Origin of the sequence: Pseudoalteromonas sp. THAF3 (assembly GCF_009363775.1) — a bacterium.
GTDB lineage: Bacteria > Pseudomonadota > Gammaproteobacteria > Enterobacterales > Alteromonadaceae > Pseudoalteromonas > Pseudoalteromonas ruthenica.
Map to the genome: position 1 here is coordinate 2,420,542 of NZ_CP045418.1, position 21,577 is coordinate 2,442,118.

Here is a 21,577-nt window from a genome sequence, read left to right on the forward strand (position 1 = left end):
CTTTAATTGACGCTAATCACCAACTCTTTGCGAAATAGGTAGGCTCAAAGGGTAAATTTTTAATACTTTTACATCATGAACAACCTGCGCAAGACGTTGTTTTGCCATGACAAAGCCAACGAAACCGGCCACCACAGCAGTGCCAATTTGCGCCAGTTCGCTTAAGCCTAAAACACTTTGCACAAGCACGGCACTCACCAATGCCGCCAACAATGGCCAGATATAAACAACAAACGAACTGCTGACAATGTGGGAGTCATCCAAGGCTAACTTCACTTTTTGCCCCACAACGACAGGTTCAGAAAATTGATACGGGAAGGTTTTTTTGTCGGTTTTGAATAACTTGGCAAAGATTTGCGCGCCACATTTACCATTGCACCCTGCACAAGCTGGCTTTTGTTCGCTTTTTAAAAAGGCGGTATCCCCTTTCACTGATACCACCGTTAGGGTTTGCTCGATCATAATCTACAGAGGACGCTGGACGGATTCGGCAATGTTTTTCGCGGTTGCCGTCGGGATATTTCCTATCACCGAAACATCGTATGCTCCGGCATTATGAATATACACGGTAGTTGCTCCCGAGGTCAGTGCACCGCTGGGACGCTGACTAGCTAGAGGCCGCTGCACAAACACCGAGACATCAACTAAGCCGTCAGAATAAAGGTAGTAATCGGCCAGCTCATTATTCATGTTCAGTTTATGGCGGTCGGCTTTAAGCAGTTCAAACCCTTGCGGCAGCCACCCGATACTCCAGCTGCTTTCACCACTTTGCCCATCTAGTTTCGGCAGCGGCGTGGGAAATTCACGTTGACTGATTTCCACCAGCTCCGGAGCGGGTTGCTCGGTCACACTGATATGGCTTAACTGTAACTGCTCTAGCAACTCACCACTGTGATTCACATAAGCGGATTTGAGCAATAACGAAGTTTCAGTATCCAGCCACAACCAGTAATTGTACTTATCTTGGTCTTTCGCTTCGATGCGAATTTGCTGTGCCGGTCGCCCAGCGATACGTCCTTTATTTCCAAGCACAAAGCGGTAGTTGCTTTGCAACTTATCAATATCGCTAAATAAGACTTCGGGAATAGGCCCAGCGATGGTATTAGTAGCGATTGAATATGGCTGATTTTGCGGCTCGTAATAGGTGACCTGATCATCAACTCGCACCATTTCCAAGCCGGCACCATTTAACAGCGTAAGAAGCTCTAACTCCTGCTCTTGATAAATACCATGGCTCCAACGATAAGGCTCCATGGCACGGTCTTTGACGACCACGAAAGAAGCAACAAAGTTGCGCTGCTTAACGGCCGTAGCCATGTTATCCAACCACTGTTTAGCGGTCATCTCGGACATGGCCAACGCAGGAGTCAGCCACAGACTAAAAAGCGCAACATACAGGTACTTCATTACTTGTTACTGGTCCTTTTTGCTTTGTGACTCGTCGTTAGCAGCGATGCGCGCCGCTTCACGGGTTTGTCGCTGGTGCTCCATAACAAGCGCACCAATACGCTGCTTTTGCAAATCTCTTAAACCACGCTCGGCATTATCAAGCGCCGGCTCCGAAGAATAACTTACCGGCGATGCGGAACCTAAAAATGGCTGCGATTGCAAAGGTGGCAAGTCGCTTTGCTCTGAACCAGAAGTGCCATATTGTTGCACACCCACTACAGCAACCACAGCAACACTTGCGGCAATCGCTGTTTGGGCGATACCACGCCACCATCCACCAGAAATAACCTGAGCGCTTTGCTGTGATGCGGCTGGCTGTTGTTGTGCTTGTTGTTGGCCGAATTCAGCATGGACAGGTTCGTTTTCTAATTGCTTAGCAACCGAAGCGGCAATATCTAATTGAATTGAAGGCGCGGTCTCTGAGCGCATCGCGTCGCCAATCAGGCTGTAGCGGGCTAAGGTTTGCGAATCAATATCGTCAGTTTGGACATCGTCCAAAGACACTTCGTTGTCAACCAAAGCAGAGACAAACGCCTTATCCTGCTCACTACACTTTGCTTTAGTCATATTAAGACTCACCTATTAACGGAGTTAACTTATTATCTATCGCTTCTCGGGCACGAAATATACGCGAACGTACCGTACCCACAGGGCAATCCATCACCGCAGCGATTTCCTCGTAGCTCATCCCCTCTAGCTCCCGCAGAGTGATGGCCGTTTTTAAATCTTCTGGTAGCTTATCTATGGTTGCAAAAATAACGTCTCTGACTTCGTCACTCAGAAGCAAATTCTCGGGCGTTGAATTTGAGCGCAATAAATCAGCGCCCTCGTAAAACTCTGCTTCATCTGCATCTACATCATTCGCAGGCGGCCGACGACCCTGTGCTACTAAGTAATTTTTCGCACAGTTCACCGCGATACGGTATAACCAAGTATAAAACGCACTGTCGCCCCGAAAGTTAGGCAGGGCCCGGTAGGCTTTAATAAACGCCTCCTGAGCTACATCTGCAACATCACCTTGATTGGCAACGTAACGAGAAATCAATCCTGCAACCTTGTTCTGATATTTGGTGACCAACAGGTTATAAGCATTTTTATCTCCTTGTTGAACCTTTCTTACCAGCGCTAAATCCAAATCCTGCTCGCTCATTCGAGCCGGTACTCCTCTGCGTTGTCGTGCTTTTCTTGCTGCATCTTTGCTACCAAATACACTGTGTCTGACCTGAGTAAAATGAAAAAGTTCGCGCTTGGGCAAATATTTTTGCATTGGCAAGCAACTAAAGTCGTGTGACACCCGTAAATATGATACATATAGAGCCACGTAGGTATAAAAACCTCAAGCCACATTATAACATGAACCCAAACAAACAACATCACAGCGACGTTACCGTCATAGGTAGCGGTGCCGCTGGTTTATCACTGGCCTTGTCACTTGCCAACCATTGCCAAGTTACGGTTATTAGTAAAGGTGCACTGCGAGAAGGGTCGACTTTATACGCCCAAGGCGGTATTGCTGCCGTTTTCGACAAGCAAAACGACAGCATTGAGTCGCACGTTGAAGACACCTTAGAAGCGGGTGCTGGGCTGTGCGATCGTGAGGCTGTGCACTACACAGCATCGAATGCGAAGGCTTGCATGCGCTGGCTAATAGAGCAAGGTGTCCCTTTTGATATGGAAACCGATGACAAAGGTCATGAGCGTTACCATTTAACTCGTGAAGGCGGACACAGCCATCGCCGTATTCTGCACGCCGCCGATGCCACTGGTAAAGCAGTGCAAACAACGCTGATTGAGCGGGTGCAAGCACACCCTAATATTACCTTGTTAGAGAATTACAACGCCATCGACCTTATTACCGACGCCAAACTTGGCCGCGACGGCAAACATTGTCATGGCGTGTATGTTTATAACCGTGCCAAAGAGCAAGTAGAAATTCTCAGCGCTCGCTTTATTGCTTTGGCCACCGGCGGCGCCAGTAAGGTGTATTTGTATACCTCGAACCCTGATGTTGCCAGTGGCGATGGCATTGCCATGGCGTGGCGAGCAGGCTGCCGAGTGGCTAACATGGAGTTTAACCAGTTTCATCCCACAAGCTTGTATCATCCAAAATTACAGAACTTTTTAATTACCGAGGCAATGCGCGGTGAGGGAGCTTATTTATTGCGCCCAGATGGTACACGCTTTATGCCGGAGTTTGACGAGCGCGCCGAGCTAGCCCCTCGCGATGTCGTAGCCAGAGCCATTGATTTTGAAATGAAGCGTTTAGGGGCTGATTGCGTCTATTTAGACATCTCCCATCGTGATAAAGAATTTATCATCGAGCACTTCCCCACCATTTACGCCAAGTGCCTAAGTGTGGGAATCGATATCACCAAAGAACCCATTCCGGTAGTCCCTGCAGCGCACTACACCTGTGGCGGCGTGATGACCGACTTTAACGGCAAAACCGACTTGGACAACCTCTATGCCATTGGCGAGGTCGCCTACACGGGTCTGCATGGAGCGAATCGCATGGCTAGCAACTCGTTGTTGGAGTGTATTGTCTTTGCCCAAGCTGCAGCCAAAGACATTGTCGCAAAATTGGGGTTACCCGCAGAGCCTAGCACCCTGCCCGATTGGGACGAAAGCCGGGTGACTAACTCCGATGAAGAGGTCGTCATTACCCATAACTGGCATGAGCTCAGGCTATTTATGTGGGATTACGTCGGCATTGTGCGCTCGACCAAACGCCTTGAGCGTGCACTACGTCGAGTAGAGTTATTGCAACAAGAGATCCATGAGTATTATGCGAATTTCCGGGTATGCAATAACTTATTGGAGCTACGTAACCTCGTCCAAGTTGCCGAGCTTATTATCCACAGTGCCTTAGCGCGCAAAGAAAGCCGAGGCCTACACTACACCTTGGACTACCCAGAACGTTTACCACACAGCCATATCACCGAGCTTAATCCTGCGACACTGGGTCGTTAAGGTTTTCGTTAACAGCCCGAGCGAAGTCACGAAACTGCTCGGGCACCATCGCCTTATCCGCTATAAACACGTGCCGCTTGGCGCCGGTGTAGGTACTTTGCAAATGCAGCCATACTAGGCCATTGAATACCTTAGTTCCCTTTAATAGCTTGCCACTGAGCTCAATGCCTTGGCCATGTAATTCTACTTGCTGATTATCAATAGTAATAATGCCATAGCGCGGCCAGCAACGCTTATATACCCGCCAGCCATGCCAACTCGCGATCATGAGCACAATTGCACATAGCAAAGCCCATAACCATTGCGGCTGACTAAACACGAGTATTATGTAGATAAGCCCGACTAGCCCCAACAATGGCCGGTGATTCGCCGTATTGGCAGAAAATACACCTCTATACACGTACGCGGTCTAGAATGATTTTAACCATACGCGCAAGTTCTGCGTCTTCACATTGCTCATGACCCATAAACCAAGCAAATAAATCGGGATCATCAGCCGCCAACAAACGTTGAAACGTCGCCTTGTCATCATCATTAAGGGAGTCGTACGCCTCTTCAACAAAGGGCATAAACAACACATCAAGCTCAAGCATGCCTCTGCGACACGCCCAACGTAAGCGTGCTTTACTGTCTAACTTCGCCATGGTTTACCTCTTTATGGTTTACTGCGCCGCAGTTTAGCAAAAACTGTTGCTACTCACAGCTATTTTGCGTCTATCGGGTGTCATCACTGCGACGCTTACGATACACTTGCGCTTGTCATTAGCTTGCGTACCTAAGGAGTCGTGTATGTCTGCATTTACTGTTTACGCAACAGATTATGTTGCGATCTACGTTAGTGGTGTTGATGCTAAATCTTACCTGCAAGGACAACTCACACAAGATATCAACCTTGTTGAGCCAAACACTTGGCTGTGGGCAGGGCAATGCAGCGCAAAAGGAAAGCTATGGGCCTGCTTTCGCATCGCAGCTTATCAGCAAGGCTATTTATTAATTTGTAGCGCCGATGAAGCCGAAGCAGCGCTGCGAGAGCTAAAGAAATATGCGGTATTTAGCCAAGTTGAAATCACCTCTATGACGCAACAGGTATCTGGCGTGTTAGGTGACAAACAAGCTCTAGGTGCGCACTTAGGAGTCAACCTTGATAATCCCGCGACTAGCCTACCTGAAGGGTTGGTGCTCACTCTTGCCGATGACCGTTACCTTGTTGTAGCCGATGCCGACACCTTAGCACCCGCGCACTCAAGCGAGGCTTTTTTGTGCGCGCAAATTAAGGCCGCAGAGCCCAGCTTATGTGCTGCCGCAATTGATGAATACGTCCCGCAAATGGTTAATTTACATGCGCTTGGCGGCATCAGCTTTAGTAAAGGCTGCTACACTGGTCAAGAGACTGTCGCGCGCATGAAGTACCTAGGTAAAAACAAACGCGCGATGTTCGTACTCTCTGCGCAAGCAGACAGCAAACTAGCGCCACCGCTCACAGAGGGTCAAGTACAGCCAGTGGATTTAGAACGTCAGGTCGGTGACAATTGGCGTCGCGGTGGCACCTTGATAGCACAAGCGGTTGATCAAGGCAGACTTTATGGCTTGGCAGTGTTGCCAAACGATCTTGAACTCGACAGTCAACTTCGTGCAAAACACGCACCTGAGGTGATGTTCAGTATTGAGCCACTCCCTTACTCACTCACTGAAGAATAATTGGGAAACGTTATGAATATAGCCGAGAAGAAAGTCGTAACTATGCACTACAGCGTAGTCGACAAAGCCGATAACACCATCGACAATACCTTTGATGGTGAGCCATTAGTCTTTATCGTTGGCACTGGCTTTTTGATCCCGGGCTTAGAGAATGCGCTAATTGGTAAACAAGCAGGTGATACCCTGAGTGTCGAAATCGCGCCGGAAGATGGCTATGGTGAGCGTCATGAGCAATTGATGCAGGCTGTACCTAAATCAATGTTCGATGGTATGGATATTGAAGTAGGCATGCAGTTCCGCGCCACCACTGATGACGGTGAGCAAACAGTTATTATCGTCGATATTCAAGGTGAAGATGTGATCGTTGACGGTAACCACCCACTTGCAGGTGTCCACCTAAAATTTGACGTGGAAATTGTAGATGTACGCGATGCCACCGCTGATGAATTAGCCCATGGCCATGTTCACGGCGAAGGGGGATGTGATCACGACCACGAATAGTTGTCTGTGACTCTTTAAAAAAAGGCGCTTAAGCGCCTTTTTTTAGCTTTGTTCCTGAGCCGGTAAGTGAGCACTAATGTGCTTAGCCAGATTATCAGCGTCATTACTGCCAACGCGATAAAATGTGCCGTCATGCAGCTCGATGGCTACAGCAGCAAAACCACTGGCATTGTATACCCAGCCATCATGAGTAATGCGAATGCCCACCCCATGACGAAACGAGTTACTGACAACAGCAACCGATTTAATCTCATCAAATGCGAGTCGCTTTTTAGCGATACCGGGGCCAAAGAACCATTCCACGCCCTGTTCATCTACACGCACTGTTAAGCCATGAAATAAAAATGCCAGTATCACTAAAATGGCCGCAAACAGCATCATCGGACCATCCCCTTCCATCAGGTAAAAGGCTAATCCCAAAAAGCCACCCACCCACAATAAAATAATGAGAATGGCCCAAGCAGTTTGCTTATGTTGATACATACTATTCCTTTTTGTGTCAGCGCAGCGCTAACATTAATTGAAACTATAGACGAAAGTGGCGCTTAATTCTGAGTCAAAATTGCGCTTATCTTCTTCCGGTTTGGAGTTATAACGATATAAATAAGCAAATTTAAGTGATAACTGCCCCATAATTTGGCTAATCAAAGAAGTTTCTGATTTTAGCCGCGAATTCAGCCCTGAGAGTGACTGCTCAGCACTGATAAACTGATTAAAACGAGTACGTTTAGAGACCGTGCGCTCCCACTGTAAAGCTAAGCGCAATAAATACCCGGTTTCACTTTCAGTCGGCTCTTCACCTTCTTCAGCGGGTTTGCCCTCAGAGCGATATAGGCCTGGGCCGATGTCAAAGTCCACGGTGTTTTTCACCCCTTTGTAGAGACGATTACCATAGCCGGTTGCCACTGTGGCTTTGTACTCCAAACCACTGAATTCATCTTCCTCGTAATCGGCGTAAAAGAACAACGAGGCGTTTTTTTCGCCTACTTTGTAGTTCGTTTGTGCAGAGCCAAAAAATCGTTGCGCCGAAATAGTTTCTTCGCCGGTTTCAGCATCAACATCACGACGGTATAAAGAGTCAAATTTGAACTGATTGCGCCAATGGGTGAAATCTTGGTAAATATTGCTACGTAGCTTAAAGCTCGTTGAATCGGTGTTACCTCGAGTCACGATAAAGCCAAACTCGGCATCGCCGTAAAACATTTCACCTTGGTGAATTTCGTGGATTTCTGCATCCGTCAACTGTCCGTATTCATGAAAGTCTTCAAATGGGTCAACGGCCCAACAACTTACACTCCAACAAGCAATTAATAGAGCGATAAAACGCATAGTTAGTGCTTACTCTTTCCAAATAACGTGACAAAATGGCGCATCTTTATCACGGCTGATCAATACCCGTGCGAATACCAAGTCTTCATTCTCCAGCTCGAGCCCGATGCTCACTTCGCTGTAAAACTCCGGCTCGATTTCCATCGCCACAATCCCTTGCCATTGCTCACTTGGCGCACTTTCCTCTATAAACCCCAGAGCCTCACGATGCTCGTTAAAATCGTTGATATCCTGCTCGGACAAGTGCTCAGGTGCAAGCTCCAAGAATACTTCATAGGCATGATGAGTTATTTCTTGTTCAGTGAATAGGCGCGGCCCTGACATGGTGCTGATCCCGTTGATGCTTATTTCTGGCGATAATAACAAAACTTGATAAGAATGTGCATTGTCTCGCGACCAATAAAAAGCCGGGAAATTCCCGGCTCTTAGTGCACTGCTTTATACTTTAGCTATTAATACCGAGTCGCCTCTTAACACCCTCGCGCATATGCTGAATATAGGTGTAAAATAGGGGCACAAACAAGGTACCAAACACAGTTGCGGCAATCATGCCTGACATCACTGTGACACCTAAAGACACTCGACTTGCCGCCCCTGCGCCACTGGCCAACACCAGCGGTAACACACCTAGGACGAAAGACAAGGCCGTCATTAAGACCGCTCTGAAACGCTGCGATGCGGCTATCTGCGCGGCATCAAAGATACTCTGCCCCGCCTTGCGTTGCTCCATAGCAAACTCAACAATCAAGATAGCTGTCTTAGTCGACATACCTATTAGCAGTACAAAGCCGACTTGGGCGTAGATATTGTTCGTCATTCCCACCGTAAACAAGGTAGCCATGGCCCCAAAAATAGCCAAGGGTACAGCGGCTATGACCGCAAACGGAATCGTCCAACTCTCGTATTGCGCGACCAAGAACAAGAACACAAAGAGAACCGCCAGTGAGAAGAGTACCGGCGCGAGGTCGCCCGCTAAAATTTCTTGTCGTGTTTGCCCTGCCCAATCAAAAATATACCCATTAGGCAGCTGTGCGGAGAGCTCCTTCATGACCGCAATGGCATCCCCACTGGAATAACCAGGTGCAGCACTGCCGGTGATACTGGTACTTCTATATAAATTGAAGTGGTTCATACTGGTGGGGCCAAGAATAGGCTTCAGTGTGGCTATGGTCGTCAGAGGGACCATATCCCCCTCACTATTGCGTACATAGTAATGCTGCAAATCAGCAGGTTCAGCACGGAACTGAGCCTCAGCTTGAATGGTGACCTGATAAGTGCGGCTAAACTGATTAAAGTCGTTCACATAGAGCGAGCCTAACTGCGCTTGCAGGGTTAAGAAAATATTGCTCAAGGTGATCCCTTGTGCTTTCGCTTTATTGCGATCGACCTCTAAAAAGTATTGCGGCACATTGGCGCGGAATGTACTAAATACATTTTGCAGTTCAGGGCGTTGGTTGGCATCGTATATCAAACCATTCATAACTTGTGCTAGCTCGGCTGGATCTCTACCTTCGGAGTCTAATAATCGATACTCAAACCCCGAGCTATTCCCCAACCCTGGGATAGGCGGCGCGTTAAACACCATAATCTGGGCATCTGGCATGGCCCATAACTGCCCTTGGATACGGGTAATAATCTGTTTTAAGCCCATATCTGGAGCCGTTCGCTGCTCCCAGTCTTTGAGCACCATAATGCCCAACGCGTTGTTTGAGCCAGCACCGCCAAGTAAAGAGAACCCGGAGACGCCAATAAAATCTTCGGTGGCTGGGTCTTGCATGATCACATCGCTGATTTTCTTTACCACAGCATCGGTACGATTAATCGCGGCGGCATCTGGCAACTGCACATCAACAAAGACAAAGCCTTGATCTTCTGGGGGCACAAATCCGGTAGGTACATTAGTAGCAAACCAACCGGTGGCAACAAATAGCGCCACCACAACAATACCTATCCGCCCTGCTCGTTTGAGCATAAATCCAACCACACCGGTGTAACTCTTCGTGGAGCGGGTTATGGCGTTTTCAAAAGGTCGTAACCATTTTATTGGCTTCATTTTTTCAGCTGACAACAACAAACTACAGAGCGCCGGGCTCAGTGTCAGGGCATTGATTGATGAAATCAGTACAGCAAAGCTAATGGTGACAGAAAATTGCTTGTATAACTCTCCGGTGATCCCTGGCATAAAGCCTACGGGTACAAACACCGCTAATAGCACCAACGTTGTGGCCACAATGGGCCCGCTCACCTGCTCCATGGCTTTGGTCACTGCTTCCTTAATGGGCAGCTTATCTTCTCTGAGTATGCGCTCAACGTTTTCTATCACGATGATGGCATCATCCACGACAATGCCGATCGCCAGTACTAAACCAAATAACGTAATCAGGTTAATGGAGTAGCCCATCGCCATCATCGCCGCAAAAGTACCAATGAGCGATACCGGGATCGCCACAGTTGGTACCAAGGTGGCACGCCAATTTTGCAAAAATAGAAACACCACCAAGATGACCAATGCCACCGCTTGATAAAGAGTTACAACCACCTCATCAATGGAGCGATTAATAAACTCAGTGGTGTCATAAGGCACTTTGTATTCAAGGCCATCAGGAAACTGCTTAGACAGTTCCGCCATACGTTTTTTAACTTGCTCAGCAACCGCCGTGGCATTGGCGTCGGTGAGCTGATAAATAACAATAAAACCGGTGTCTTTTTGATTGAATGTAGCACTACCTGAATAGCTTTTTGAGCCCCGCTCTATGCGCGCGATGTCTTTAAGACGCACAAAATTACCGTCCATATTAGCACGCACAATGGTTTGACCGAACTCATCGGCAGAGACAAGCCGCCCCTGAGCTTGAATCGCATATTCGAATTGTTGATTGGGTAGCGCCGGAGCAGCGCCCAGCTTACCGGCGGCAACCAAGGTGTTTTGCTCCTCCAGTGCAGCCTTCACTTCCGCAACTGTTACTCCTAGGGAGGCCATTTTATCTGGCCGTAACCAAATACGCATGGAATAGGTTTTCTCACCCATCACCTCGGCAGAGGCAACCCCAGGGATACGCCCGAGTGGCTCAGTAAGATAATTAGTGGCGTAGTTACTTAAGAACATAGCATCCATGTTGGGGTCTTCTGAGTACAAACTTATGCCCATCAACATGTTGCTAGATTTTTTCTTAACCGTTACTCCCTGACGGCGTACTTCCTGAGGCAAACTAGGTTCTGCCAACGCCACCCTGTTTTGCACATTCACTTGGGCCATATCGGTGTCCGTACCGACATTAAAGTAAACGGTGATGGTTGCCGAGCCATTGTTACTGGATGTGGACTCGATGTACATCATGTCTTCGACGCCATTAATTTGCTCTTCAATGGGACGAATAACTGTCTCTTCAATGGTTTGTGCGCTGGCGCCAGGGTAAATCGCAGTCACCGATACCTGCGGCGGCGTGATTTGCGGATACATATTGACAGGCAGCTGGGTCAAAGAGATAAGCCCAGCCAATGTAATAACAATGGAGATCACCAGCGCCAGTTTGGGCCTGGATATAAAAGTTTTACTGATCATCCTCGACTCGCTTATTGTTGGTCACTGATGGTGCCGGTTTTGGCGTCGACTTGTTTAACAACAGGATTTACTTCCACCCCTGAGCGCACTTTTTGTAGGCCTTCGACAATAACCCGCTCGCCTTGCTCAATACCTGATTTAACCACCCACATCGCATCGATGCGTCGACCCAAATCCACCAAGCGCTGCGCCACTGTATTGTCATCTTTGACAACCAAGACAAATTTGCCTTGTTGATTTTCCTGCACTGCTGCTTGGGGCACCAAGGCTTGCGACTGCTTGTCTTGACTCTCAACCACTAAGGTCACAAACAAGCCCGGCATTACAATGCCATTGGGGTTATCAAATTTGGCACGTAACTCAACCGTCCCCGTGCTACGGTCAATTTTAGTGTCGGCAAAATCCAGCGTACCCGACTGTTCAAAGTCAGTATCATTGGGTAAGCGCAGGCTTAAATCTAAAGGGACATCTTCGGGGCTATTATTAGTTTGCTGATGCGACTGTTGATAACTGATGTAATCGGATTCCTCTACTTGAAAACTAACATAAATGGGGTCGATATCTGTTAGTTGTGCCAAGGCACCGGATTGTGGGTTAACGATATTGCCCACATCAAAGCTCACTTTACCTATGCGGCCACTAAATGGCGCGTCGATAGTGGTGTAACTGAGGTTCAGCTTGGCCTTTTCTAATGCCGCTTCACTGGACTTAACAGCAGCTTGGGCTTGATCTAAGTTCGTTTGCAATTTGTCTAAGTCTGCCTCAGAAATAAACCCATCTTTGGCAATTTCACGCCCTCGCTTAAGATCTCGCTCAGCTCGAGAGGCCGCTGCACGATTACTTTTTAAGGACGCTTCAATTTCACTCACACTGGCGGTGTATTCCGATGCATCAATTTTAAATAACGTTTGGCCTTTTTCTACATATGCGCCCTCACGGAAAGTCCGCTCAATGAGTTCACCCTCAACTCGAGCACGAATATCTGCCTCCTGAAAGGCCTCGGTGCGAGCGACAAACTCGCGATAATTACCAACCTCTTGCATCGCCACTTCATAAACAGACACCGCCGGCGCTGGCATGCTCTGGTTTTGTTGTTGCGGTTCAGAGCAGCCCACCAAGGCTAACGAACAGAGCCCAGCTAAAACTGAATGATAGAAATACTTTGGGCCCGAAGGGGATAAGTGCATCGCGTGTCTCCTTAGAATCGTTATGTCGCTAGCAATGTTGTTTTCAATGGCCAGATAGGCGCTCAATAGACTGACATAAAATAAATCTAGTTCCCTGAGAAATATAGACTATTTTGTAACTCACTGTATTTAAGTTATACCGATATTTAAAAATGAGTACAGTGCATTGCGCAAGCAGAGTATATCAAGTGCTAGTAACGGGAACATGACATCAATCAGATGTTGAGGTAAATTGATACTGGTCAGAGGAGATAATAATGATAACACTAACCACTGCTAAGCAAGTCGCCTATGTAACCTTGGCCAATGAAAGTAAACGTAATGCACTGAACTTTGAGATGTTCAAACAACTTGATGGGGTGATTAAACAAATCAAGAAGCAGCGTGATTTGCGAGCGGTGATACTTCAAGCACAAGGGCCGGATTTTTGCACTGGGCTAGACGTTAAAAGTGTGATCAGCAAACCCACCGATATCTGCAAATTGCTGTTTAAACCGCTGCCAGGCAACCAAAACCTCGCTCAACGTGTGGTGCTTGGGTGGCAGTCGTTAAGTATTCCGGTAATTGCTCTACTACAAGGGCGATGTTGGGGTGGCGGGATGCAAATAGCCTTAGGTGCTGATATTCGCATCGCCAGTGAGGATGCTAGCTTAGCAATCATGGAGTCACGCTGGGGGTTATGCCCCGATATGGGTGCAAGCTTAGTGCTTCCAGGAGTCCTCAGTGCCGACAACTACTTACAGCTTGCCATGTCTGCAGAGCCTGTTACCGCGCAACAAGCCCTCAATTTAGGCTTGGTATCTTATGTTGATAACAATTTGCAGCAACGAGCTGCACACATCATCGACACCTTTAGCGCGCGTTCACCGGATGCCATCAGTGCAATCAAACGGTTAACGCAGAGCGCTTACCGACAGCCCCATCGTAGACTATTGGCTAAGGAAACTTTCTCGCAAATTAAACTGCTGATGTGTAAAAATACCCGTATTGCTATTAAAAATGCTTCGCGCAAGGATGATTCCTTCGATGAGTACCAACCGCGTCGGCGCTGGTAAAAAGATCATTAAACACAGCGCTAGATTCATGTTGAGTGCTGCTATAATTAGCGCTTTTCTATTCTCAGCCCATGCCCTCAGCGACTACTTCTCGGTGAGCTTCCCAGCACCACTCAGTGCCATGCTAGCGCTATTCTTAGCTTTGCAATTAGGCATTGTTAAACTGCATTGGCTTACTAGCAGTGCTCATCCCTTACTTAATTATATGCCGCTGTTTTTTGTGCCCGCAGCCGCTGCCATTATAGAGCATGTCGAATTGGTCGCCCGCTATTGGTTGCCACTGTTGTTGTGCTTAGTAATCGTCCCGCTGATTGGACTGTTTATCATCGGGACGATAATGCAACGTTTGGGTAAAGAGCAATGATGTATTTGGCTATCCCTATGACAGTGGCCTTATTTTTAGCGTTTCGAGCCCTGCACACCAAGGTACGCTCGCCACTATGTAATCCCATCTTGCTCACTATTGCCGCCTCGGCATTTATCTTGTCGGCCTGGCACATCGACATCAACGAGTATCGCGCTCACACGCAAATTTTCGATTATCTTTTGGAGTTGGCCGTCGTTGCTTTAGCAGTGCCACTTTATAAGCAAATCCACCAGTTGAGGCGACAGCTTTTATTGATGTTTATCGCTGTGGCTGCCGGAATAATCACGGCCACCACCACCGCCGTTGTGATCACCTCTTTGCTTAGGGTACCCGAACAATTGCAGGCCTCCCTTGCTAGCCTTGCAGTCACTACCCCTATCACCTTACTTGTCACCGAGCAGTTAGGCGGGCTTGGCAGCATTGCCGCATCCATGGTCATTCTCATTGGTATTGTCGGTGCTATTGTTGGCTTCAACACGCTAAAGCTGACTGGCATCAAGCATAAGGGAGCTCAGGGCGTGGCCCTCGGCGGTGCTTGCCATGCCATTGGCACCGCCACCGCTATTGCCGACAATGAAACCAGCGCCGCCTACGCCTCGGCAGCCATGGCGTTAAGTGCACTGCTCTCGCCTATCATAGTGCCTATCTACTACCCTTGGCTTGCCAGCTTAGTGCTTTGACTACCTGAGGCATTGATACTGGCCGGTTGCAAAACCTTCTTGGCTCCTGAATGCTTTCTTACGTTATTCAGGTACTGATGTAGTAGCGAATACGGTGTTAGCAAAGCAAGCTAATGAGGAAGGAGGCTGGTTGGTCAAAACCACCCGAGCTAATAAGCGTGAGATTACGCCTTGCATTATGCTCCAAGCAATAAAAAAACCCCGACCATTACTGATCAGGGTTTCTTAAATCATGGTGCCCAGAGGCGGAATCGAACCACCGACACGAGGATTTTCAATCCTCTGCTCTACCGACTGAGCTATCTGGGCAAAAGTTTTTCATAAAAATGGCGCCCATTGAGCGCCACCTTTAATAATGGTGCCCAGAGGCGGAATCGAACCACCGACACGAGGATTTTCAATCCTCTGCTCTACCGACTGAGCTATCTGGGCAAATGAATGGTGCCTGCTGCCGGAGTCGAACTGGCGACCTACTGATTACAAGTCAGTTGCTCTACCAACTGAGCTAAGCAGGCACACAAAACTGTGTGCAAAAGCACGTGCTTCTGAATTGTCAAAAACACCTTTAATAATGGTGCCCAGAGGCGGAATCGAACCACCGACACGAGGATTTTCAATCCTCTGCTCTACCGACTGAGCTATCTGGGCGTGCGGCGTATTAAACGGTTTTTAGGGTATCAAGTCAACCATTTTTTAAAATAAACAAACCGTTTGCACAGTTTTCATGCAAACCGAGATTTATTGGCGAAAATCCCGGCTAAGTTGCTACTTTTCAGGTGGTCTATAACCTTCAATTTCTACATCTTTACCTTCAAACAAAAAGCCAACCATTTGCTCTTCTAAATAGGTACGATGCTCCGGATCCATCATATTTAGATGCTTTTCGTTAATTAACATGGTCTGCTTCTTTTGCCACTCATCCCATGCTTGTTGAGAAATATTGTTGAAGATCTTCTCGCCTACTTCACCAGGGTAAAGTTGAAAAGCAAGTCCCGGAGCTTCTTTTTGCAGCTTCTGACAAAATACCGTACGTGCCATGTTTATCCTCATTTACGATTATCTAATACATATTGCTCTGTAGTGTAACCTAATGCTTAAACACTCGCACCTGCAAGGTGCTGCTTTAGCTGTTTCAATAATTTCTTTGTCGGTGCTGCTAGCCCCACCTCAGGTTGCTGCACTAGTGGATAAGTTAGTACTGCACGCTCTGCAAGCTGTTGTATGGGTTTGTGCAAATGCACAACAACAGGCTCTATAGTTAACTGAAAGTGTGAAAATACATGGGTAAATGGCTCTAACCTATGTTCTTTACCGCTAATGCCATTGATTGCCATAAACTCTTTAACCCCATCCTGGCTCGCAAACTCGATAAAGCAATGTAGTCCTCCCCAAATACCTTGATCGGGACGCTTTTCCATGTAGGTGTGCCCTTCATAAACGGGAATAAACATTACGCAATGCTTCTTCGGCACTTGCTTTTTGGGTTTTGAATGTGGGAACTCGTTTACTTTGTCATTGATTCGCGCTTGGCACTTATCATTGAGTGGACAGGGCTGACAGTCATATTTACTACGTGAGCACAGGCTTGCTCCCAAGTCCATCATCGCCTGATTAAACTGAGTGACGCCGTGCTTTGGTGTTAATTGCTCGCTTAGATGCCAAAGTTGATTTTCCACTTTTTTGACACCATACCAGCCCTCAATCATAAAAAACCGCGTTAATACCCGCTTTACGTTGCCATCGAGAATCGCATGATGCTCGCCGCGCGATAGGCTTAAAATAGCACCCGCAGTAGAGCGCCCTATCCCAGGCAGAGCCATTACTTCTTCCAAGGTGTGCGGAAACTGACCCTGGTACTGCTCACAGATCAACTGTGCGGTTTTATGTAGATTACGTGCTCGAGCGTAATACCCTAAACCGGTCCAATAATGGAGAACCTCATCTTGCGGCGCTTCAGCCAACGCCTCGATAGTCTCAAAACGCGCCATAAAGCGGTTAAAGTAAGGGATCACCGTAGCAACTTGCGTTTGCTGCAGCATAATCTCTGATACCCAAACTTTATAGGGTGTTTTTTCTAGCTGCCAAGGCAGCGTCTTGCGACCATGTTTGTCGTACCAATCGAGTACTTGAGTGGCAAACCAATCACGCGTGCTTTTACTTATTTCCACTACTTTTATAACGCCCCTGTACATATTTGCGCTCAGTCTATAATTGTGCAGGTAAATATCAATACCCTTTACTTGTACTTCCTCTTACAACTGGGGATAATACGCACCCATTTTTACAGAGACAGCCAAGACCATGAGTGAATCTACGCAACAAGCATTGGAGCAAGCACAGCGCGAAGGAAAGTATATCCGTAAGGTACGCAGCTTCGTAAAACGCGAAGGCCGACTGACCAAAGGTCAAGCAGCGGCACTAGAGAAATGCTGGCCGACAATGGGGCTTGAGCACCAAAATGGCTTACTTGATTTCAGCCAAGTGTTTGGCAATGACAATGATGTTGTTCTTGAGATCGGTTTTGGTATGGGTAAATCGCTCGTAGAAATGGCTAAAAACGCACCAGAGCAAAACTTTATCGGCATCGAAGTTCACCGCCCTGGAGTAGGTGCTTGCCTGATGGACGCTGATGCCGAAGGCGTTACCAATTTGCGCGTTTTTGAACACGATGCGGTGGAAGTGTTAGCGGACTGTATCAGCGATGAAAGCCTAGCTAAAGTGCAATTGTTCTTCCCCGATCCATGGCATAAAAAACGTCACCACAAACGTCGCATTGTGCAACCTGAATTTGTCGAAAACCTGCGCAGCAAACTAAAAATTGGCGGGGTCTTTCATATGGCGACAGATTGGCAAAACTATGCTGAGCACATGCTCGAAGTCATGCAAGGCAATAGCCATTTTAGCAACCAATCAAGCACGAATGACTATGTACCACGCCCAGATTTTCGCCCACTAACTAAGTTTGAGCAACGTGGCCATCGCCTTGGCCATGGTGTTTGGGATTTAATGTTTGAGCGCGTGAAATAATATGGTATTGAGCAACCCGTCGCAGATCCTACTGCGCAGCCCTGAGCTGTTAGTCGCGCAAACCATTTTAGTGGTTAATTTTAACTGTGATGGGTTTGCAAGTGAACTGCGTGAGCTGAACCCAACAGCTGATATTCATTTATTCTCTTATAACCAAGCGAATGGCGACTTTGCACAACGCCAAGCCCAGCAACATCAGGCCCAAACTCTGGTGTCTCATGAGCTTCCTAAACACCGCTTCGACTTGGTAATTTACTATTATCCTAAGGCCAAAGCCGAAGCTTTAATGACCTTAGATAATATTCGTGCTTGTATTAATGATGATGCGCAGTTACTGGTGGTGGGGGAAAAAAAAGGCGGCGTAAAATCCATTGATAAACAGCTTAAAGGCCTCGCTCATGGCCATAAGGTTGACTCTGCCAAACATTGTCAATTATACCAATACAGCGATATCACCCCGCTGCCCAAGTTCGATATCAGCCGCTACGAGAAGCGCTTTTGTCTTACTCGCAGCATAGCTGGTGAACAAGTGAGCTGTGATATAGTTAGCCTACCGGGTGTATTCAACCATGGCCAACTGGATGATGGTACGGCGTTGTTACTGGATAACTTACCTGATTTAACTAACACCCAATCCTTACTTGATTTTGGTTGCGGCGCCGGAGTTATTATCAGCTTTTGCTTGAAGCGCTTTGCCCACATTAAAGGCAGTGCCTTGGATGTAAACGCCTTAGCCGCATATGCCAGTGAGCAAACCCTGCGCGCCAATGACCTGCACGGCAATATTGTGCTCAGCGATGGCCTAACCAATATCAACGAGCGCTTTGACATCATCGTCAGTAACCCGCCCTTTCATACCGGGCTAAAGACCGATTATGATATCACCGCTCGCTTTTTTGCCAGCGCGAAAGTACACCTGAATAAAGGCGGTGCGCTTACTCTAGTCGCTAATAGCTTCTTAGCCTACCCAGAGCAACTACAGCAACAATTTAACACTCACCAAACAATTGCTAAAACAAAGCGTTTTGCGGTGTATCAAAACCAATAGCATAATTACGCCGTGGCAGTTGCCTTAGATGGCTTACACGGCGCTGCCAATCCCCGTTGACCGATGTTTCTTGAGCATTATAGAAATACAAAGATAGTCGCCCACCTTTTATTAGGTAGATAGCATTTTGGCTAAATTCCCTCATTAGTTTCTTGCCATAACTGTGAGGTGCTCGCACTAAGGCGCTGCGCTCGCGATAGGTCATCTCTTGGTTGCCACCAAACCCCCAGTGCGGGTCAAAGCCTGCGAGCCGTTTAGCCAAGCGCCGCGTATGTAAGTGATTTTGTCTTTGCCCAAGGCGCAGTCCCTGTGGATTCCAAGCGGTTATAATAAACCCAGACGCGATATAACTAGGTTTTTGAGCAAACCAGAAGTAAGGATTTTCATAGGCCGCTAAGGTGTCCTTATCTATGCTGACAAAAGTGCTTTTATTTATGCATTTTTCTGATTTTAACATTCGACTATTCAATGATTTGCTAAACTAGTTTAATGTTGTAACACAGCTATTAGTGAACCGCGCACACTCATGAGTATTCAAGGCTCAACAACTAGTATAAGAAAGGCATTGATCTACGCGGTCATGTCTGTTGCGTCATTGTCGCTCATTTTGTCTATTACTATTTCTACCTACATTGACATTCAAGAGCAGCGAGAACAGCTGGAAGAGCGCGTAGAAACCTTTGCTGAGCTCACCGCTTTTAACGCTCAAGTGACGGTTCTTTTTGACGACAGCAAAACCGAAGAGCAGCGCCTACAAGCCTTTCAGGCTGTAGAGGCAATAAAAAACATTCATATTTATCGTATAGATGAATTCAATGACGAAGTTGAGTTTTTTGCCAGTTATAACGCCCCTCGCACGCCACCAGTGCCAGTAAAAACCAAACGTCTCGAGAGTATCGGTAAGGGAGAAGTCGAAGATGGCCATTTAGAAATCATTAAAGCCATCACCAACCAAGACAACACCATAGGTTATGTGTATGTTCGAGCCAGTTTAGAGAGTATTGAGAATTACCTGCACCGCAAAATAATTATCGATATTATGTTGAGCGTAGCGGTGCTGGTTGTTGCCTATGTTATAGCGCGTATTTTCCAGCGTCATATCGGTAACCCTATTGATACATTGAGCCAGTTACTGCAAGACGTTGCCAAAAACCGTAACTACACCGTTCGCGCCCCGAGCAGTAATATAGCAGAACTCAATCAGCTGGCGCTAAGTGTCAACACCATGCTGCGGCGCACAGAAAAACAAATCGAGCGTAATGAGACAGATAAAAAAGAAATAGAAGCCCTAAACCAGAGCCTTGAGGAAAAAGTGAACCTGCGCACCGATGCCCTGCGCGACGCTAACCAAGAGCTACTCAGTACGCTAGAGCGGATGCACCAATATCAGAATCAAATTGTTGAGAATGAAAAGATGGCGTCACTAGGGCAAATGGTTGCGGGTGTCGCTCACGAGGTCAATACCCCTTTGGGATTGGGGATAACTGCATCGACATTAATGCGTGACAAGCTCGGTGATATTCGCCATTCATTTGAAGAAAAAACACTCACCTCGCAACAACTAGGGCGCTTCTTGGTAGATGGTGAAGAAAATCTGTCGTTGATTTATCGCAACCTTAACCGCGCAGCCGAGCTTATCGCCAGCTTTAAAAAAGTCGCTGTGACCCAAGATAGTGAGAGCATCACCGACGTTAATTTAAGCGCGCTCATTGGCGAGGTCATGATTAGTATGCGTGCCGACCTTGATGACATTAGCCCGCAGATAAACGTGCACTGCCCCGAAGATTTACATATCCAATCAAAGTCTGGGCCTATCCAACAGATACTGCAGCAGCTTATCAGTAACTCTCTTATCCATGCCTTCAAAGATCACCCAGATCCACGTATAGATATTGATGTACAAACCGACTCCGGACAGCTGCAGATTGACTACCGAGACAATGGTAGCGGCATCAGCGAAACATTAAAGCCCAGGGTCTTTGATCCTTTTGTGACCACGAAGCGAGGCTCTGGCGGCAGTGGTTTAGGCTTACACCTAGTCTACAACCTCGTAACTCAAGCACTTGGCGGCAAGGTGCTGCTTGCTCCTGAGCATAAACAAGGCAGTCACTTCATAGTTCAGATCCCATTAAGTGGGGTACAGTAGTATGCGTGTAGTCTGTTTAGCCGCCTTGATGTGCAGCCTATCTGCGCAAGCAGGAACGCCCGATCAAGTGCGCTCGGCGCTGCTTTTTCAAATAGCCAAGTTTATCGACTTTACTCATGTTCAGTCTGATTCGGTGCGCTATTGTTTTACTAGCTTAAGCAAAGGGCCTGGTGCATTTCTTGCGCAACAACAGAACTTATTGATACGTGGACAACCAATTGCCATAACCGAACTCAGTAAAAGTTCACAAAATGATGAACTTTCTCGGCAATGTGACATCACATACTTTGATGGAAAAATAGAGAATGATATACTGTCGCCTTGGATCAAAACTCGGCCTTTAACAACATTCACCGTTGGCAGTAATTTCGAGTTCCTTGAGCAAGGCGGTGTGGCTGCCTTAATTCAGGAAGGTAAGAAGATTCGACTGTATATCAACAGGGAGCAGCTCGAGCAAGTAAGCTTTAAAGTACAAGCCAGGCTGATGACAGTATCTAAGTTTTATCCAAATTGATTTTACTTGTTAACATTTAGATATACTCCTATAATCGCAAGTAT

General features: G+C 47.2%; 24 protein-coding genes and 4 tRNA genes. 10 read left to right on the forward strand and 18 right to left on the reverse strand.

Going from position 1 to position 21,577, the window contains the following annotated elements; translation table 11 throughout:
• Window positions 1–12 precede the first annotated feature (12 nt).
• Genes FIU82_RS11275 through rpoE form a run of 4 tightly spaced genes read right to left on the reverse strand, consistent with a single transcriptional unit; the run spans window position 13 to window position 2,599 of the window.
• Window positions 13–462, reverse strand: coding sequence for a SoxR reducing system RseC family protein (locus tag FIU82_RS11275; RefSeq protein WP_130145178.1), 450 nt, complete (start codon window positions 460–462; stop codon window positions 13–15).
• Window positions 463–465: 3 nt separating this feature from the next.
• Entirely contained in the window at window positions 466–1,353 is an 888-nt protein-coding gene (locus FIU82_RS11280; protein WP_231658110.1) for a MucB/RseB C-terminal domain-containing protein, read from the reverse strand.
• A 60-nt stretch (window positions 1,354–1,413) separates the two neighbouring features.
• On the reverse strand, window positions 1,414–2,016 hold the full coding sequence (locus tag FIU82_RS11285; protein WP_022944104.1) for a sigma-E factor negative regulatory protein: 603 nt from the start codon (window positions 2,014–2,016) through the stop codon (window positions 1,414–1,416).
• A 1-nt stretch (window position 2,017) separates the two neighbouring features.
• The gene (gene rpoE / locus FIU82_RS11290; protein ID WP_022944105.1) at window positions 2,018–2,599 is read right to left on the reverse strand and encodes an RNA polymerase sigma factor RpoE; all 582 of its coding nucleotides are present in this window, start codon (window positions 2,597–2,599) and stop codon (window positions 2,018–2,020) included.
• Between the two features lie 203 nt (window positions 2,600–2,802).
• On the opposite strand from rpoE, the gene nadB reads away from it, so the two are divergent.
• On the forward strand, window positions 2,803–4,419 hold the full coding sequence (gene nadB / locus FIU82_RS11295; RefSeq protein WP_022944106.1) for an L-aspartate oxidase: 1,617 nt from the start codon (window positions 2,803–2,805) through the stop codon (window positions 4,417–4,419).
• Here nadB and FIU82_RS11300 read toward each other — a convergent pair.
• Together FIU82_RS11300 and FIU82_RS11305 are read right to left on the reverse strand one after the other, a co-directional pair.
• Window positions 4,394–4,819: a protein YgfX gene (locus tag FIU82_RS11300; RefSeq protein ID WP_152441095.1), complete on the reverse strand. Its 426-nt coding sequence runs from the start codon at window positions 4,817–4,819 to the stop codon at window positions 4,394–4,396. The genes nadB and FIU82_RS11300 overlap by 26 nt on opposite strands.
• Complete coding sequence (locus tag FIU82_RS11305) at window positions 4,812–5,063, reverse strand: succinate dehydrogenase assembly factor 2 (RefSeq protein WP_022944108.1); 252 nt, start codon at window positions 5,061–5,063, stop codon at window positions 4,812–4,814. Before FIU82_RS11305 ends, FIU82_RS11300 begins: the two co-directional genes overlap by 8 nt.
• 145 nt (window positions 5,064–5,208) lie before the next feature.
• Between FIU82_RS11305 and FIU82_RS11310 the strand changes: the two genes are divergently transcribed.
• Together FIU82_RS11310 and FIU82_RS11315 are read left to right on the forward strand one after the other, a co-directional pair.
• On the forward strand, window positions 5,209–6,117 hold the full coding sequence (locus FIU82_RS11310; protein ID WP_045978552.1) for a folate-binding protein YgfZ: 909 nt from the start codon (window positions 5,209–5,211) through the stop codon (window positions 6,115–6,117).
• Window positions 6,118–6,129: 12 nt separating this feature from the next.
• Window positions 6,130–6,618, forward strand: a complete 489-nt coding sequence (locus FIU82_RS11315) for a peptidylprolyl isomerase (protein ID WP_022944110.1) — start codon at window positions 6,130–6,132, stop codon at window positions 6,616–6,618.
• A gap of 42 nt (window positions 6,619–6,660) precedes the next feature.
• Here FIU82_RS11315 and FIU82_RS11320 read toward each other — a convergent pair whose 3' ends face one another.
• The 5 genes from FIU82_RS11320 to FIU82_RS11340 all read right to left on the reverse strand — a co-directional run bounded on the left by FIU82_RS11320 (window position 6,661) and on the right by FIU82_RS11340 (window position 12,696).
• Window positions 6,661–7,101: a hypothetical protein gene (locus FIU82_RS11320; RefSeq protein ID WP_045978551.1), complete on the reverse strand. Its 441-nt coding sequence runs from the start codon at window positions 7,099–7,101 to the stop codon at window positions 6,661–6,663.
• Window positions 7,102–7,134: 33 nt separating this feature from the next.
• Complete coding sequence (locus FIU82_RS11325; RefSeq protein ID WP_045978550.1) at window positions 7,135–7,947, reverse strand: YdiY family protein; 813 nt, start codon at window positions 7,945–7,947, stop codon at window positions 7,135–7,137.
• 9 nt (window positions 7,948–7,956) lie between these two features.
• Window positions 7,957–8,271, reverse strand: a complete 315-nt coding sequence (locus FIU82_RS11330) for an HI1450 family dsDNA-mimic protein (protein WP_022944113.1) — start codon at window positions 8,269–8,271, stop codon at window positions 7,957–7,959.
• Window positions 8,272–8,392: 121 nt separating this feature from the next.
• Window positions 8,393–11,509, reverse strand: coding sequence for an efflux RND transporter permease subunit (locus tag FIU82_RS11335; RefSeq protein ID WP_152441096.1), 3,117 nt, complete (start codon window positions 11,507–11,509; stop codon window positions 8,393–8,395).
• An 11-nt stretch (window positions 11,510–11,520) separates the two neighbouring features.
• The gene (locus FIU82_RS11340; protein ID WP_022944115.1) at window positions 11,521–12,696 is read right to left on the reverse strand and encodes an efflux RND transporter periplasmic adaptor subunit; all 1,176 of its coding nucleotides are present in this window, start codon (window positions 12,694–12,696) and stop codon (window positions 11,521–11,523) included.
• Window positions 12,697–12,953: 257 nt separating this feature from the next.
• Between FIU82_RS11340 and FIU82_RS11345 the strand changes: the two genes are divergently transcribed.
• From FIU82_RS11345 to FIU82_RS11355, 3 genes are read left to right on the forward strand one after another with little or no spacing between them, the layout of a single operon-like run.
• Window positions 12,954–13,751: a crotonase/enoyl-CoA hydratase family protein gene (locus tag FIU82_RS11345; protein ID WP_152441097.1), complete on the forward strand. Its 798-nt coding sequence runs from the start codon at window positions 12,954–12,956 to the stop codon at window positions 13,749–13,751.
• Window positions 13,723–14,115: a CidA/LrgA family protein gene (locus FIU82_RS11350; protein ID WP_022944117.1), complete on the forward strand. Its 393-nt coding sequence runs from the start codon at window positions 13,723–13,725 to the stop codon at window positions 14,113–14,115. Before FIU82_RS11345 ends, FIU82_RS11350 begins: the two co-directional genes overlap by 29 nt.
• A complete protein-coding gene (locus tag FIU82_RS11355; protein WP_152441098.1) occupies window positions 14,112–14,798 on the forward strand; it encodes an LrgB family protein in 687 nt (228 codons plus the stop codon). Before FIU82_RS11350 ends, FIU82_RS11355 begins: the two co-directional genes overlap by 4 nt.
• A 233-nt stretch (window positions 14,799–15,031) precedes the next feature.
• Here FIU82_RS11355 and FIU82_RS11360 read toward each other — a convergent pair.
• The 6 genes from FIU82_RS11360 to mutY form a co-directional block, all read right to left on the reverse strand.
• Window positions 15,032–15,107, reverse strand: a tRNA-Phe gene (locus FIU82_RS11360).
• A gap of 47 nt (window positions 15,108–15,154) precedes the next feature.
• Window positions 15,155–15,230 (reverse strand) — tRNA-Phe (locus tag FIU82_RS11365).
• Between the two features lie 7 nt (window positions 15,231–15,237).
• Window positions 15,238–15,313, reverse strand: a tRNA-Thr gene (locus tag FIU82_RS11370).
• Between the two features lie 57 nt (window positions 15,314–15,370).
• Window positions 15,371–15,446, reverse strand: a tRNA-Phe gene (locus FIU82_RS11375).
• A gap of 117 nt (window positions 15,447–15,563) precedes the next feature.
• The gene (locus FIU82_RS11380; protein ID WP_022944130.1) at window positions 15,564–15,836 is read right to left on the reverse strand and encodes an oxidative damage protection protein; all 273 of its coding nucleotides are present in this window, start codon (window positions 15,834–15,836) and stop codon (window positions 15,564–15,566) included.
• Window positions 15,837–15,892: 56 nt separating this feature from the next.
• Complete coding sequence (gene mutY, locus FIU82_RS11385; RefSeq protein ID WP_152441099.1) at window positions 15,893–16,990, reverse strand: A/G-specific adenine glycosylase; 1,098 nt, start codon at window positions 16,988–16,990, stop codon at window positions 15,893–15,895.
• A gap of 109 nt (window positions 16,991–17,099) precedes the next feature.
• Here mutY and trmB point away from each other — a divergent pair, with 109 nt between their 5' ends.
• Both trmB and FIU82_RS11395 read left to right on the forward strand, forming a co-directional pair.
• Window positions 17,100–17,825, forward strand: coding sequence for a tRNA (guanosine(46)-N7)-methyltransferase TrmB (gene trmB / locus FIU82_RS11390; RefSeq protein WP_022944132.1), 726 nt, complete (start codon window positions 17,100–17,102; stop codon window positions 17,823–17,825).
• Between the two features lies 1 nt (window position 17,826).
• Window positions 17,827–18,873, forward strand: a complete 1,047-nt coding sequence (locus tag FIU82_RS11395) for a methyltransferase (protein ID WP_138507770.1) — start codon at window positions 17,827–17,829, stop codon at window positions 18,871–18,873.
• Here the strand turns inward: FIU82_RS11395 and FIU82_RS11400 are convergent.
• On the reverse strand, window positions 18,836–19,330 hold the full coding sequence (locus FIU82_RS11400) for a DUF3293 domain-containing protein (RefSeq protein ID WP_152441100.1): 495 nt from the start codon (window positions 19,328–19,330) through the stop codon (window positions 18,836–18,838). The genes FIU82_RS11395 and FIU82_RS11400 overlap by 38 nt on opposite strands.
• Before the next feature lie 69 nt (window positions 19,331–19,399).
• Here FIU82_RS11400 and FIU82_RS11405 point away from each other — a divergent pair, with 69 nt between their 5' ends.
• Both FIU82_RS11405 and FIU82_RS11410 read left to right on the forward strand, forming a co-directional pair.
• Window positions 19,400–21,019: an ATP-binding protein gene (locus tag FIU82_RS11405; RefSeq protein WP_022944135.1), complete on the forward strand. Its 1,620-nt coding sequence runs from the start codon at window positions 19,400–19,402 to the stop codon at window positions 21,017–21,019.
• A 1-nt stretch (window position 21,020) separates the two neighbouring features.
• Complete coding sequence (locus tag FIU82_RS11410; RefSeq protein WP_235419847.1) at window positions 21,021–21,533, forward strand: YfiR family protein; 513 nt, start codon at window positions 21,021–21,023, stop codon at window positions 21,531–21,533.
• The last annotated feature ends 44 nt before the right edge of the window (window positions 21,534–21,577 follow it).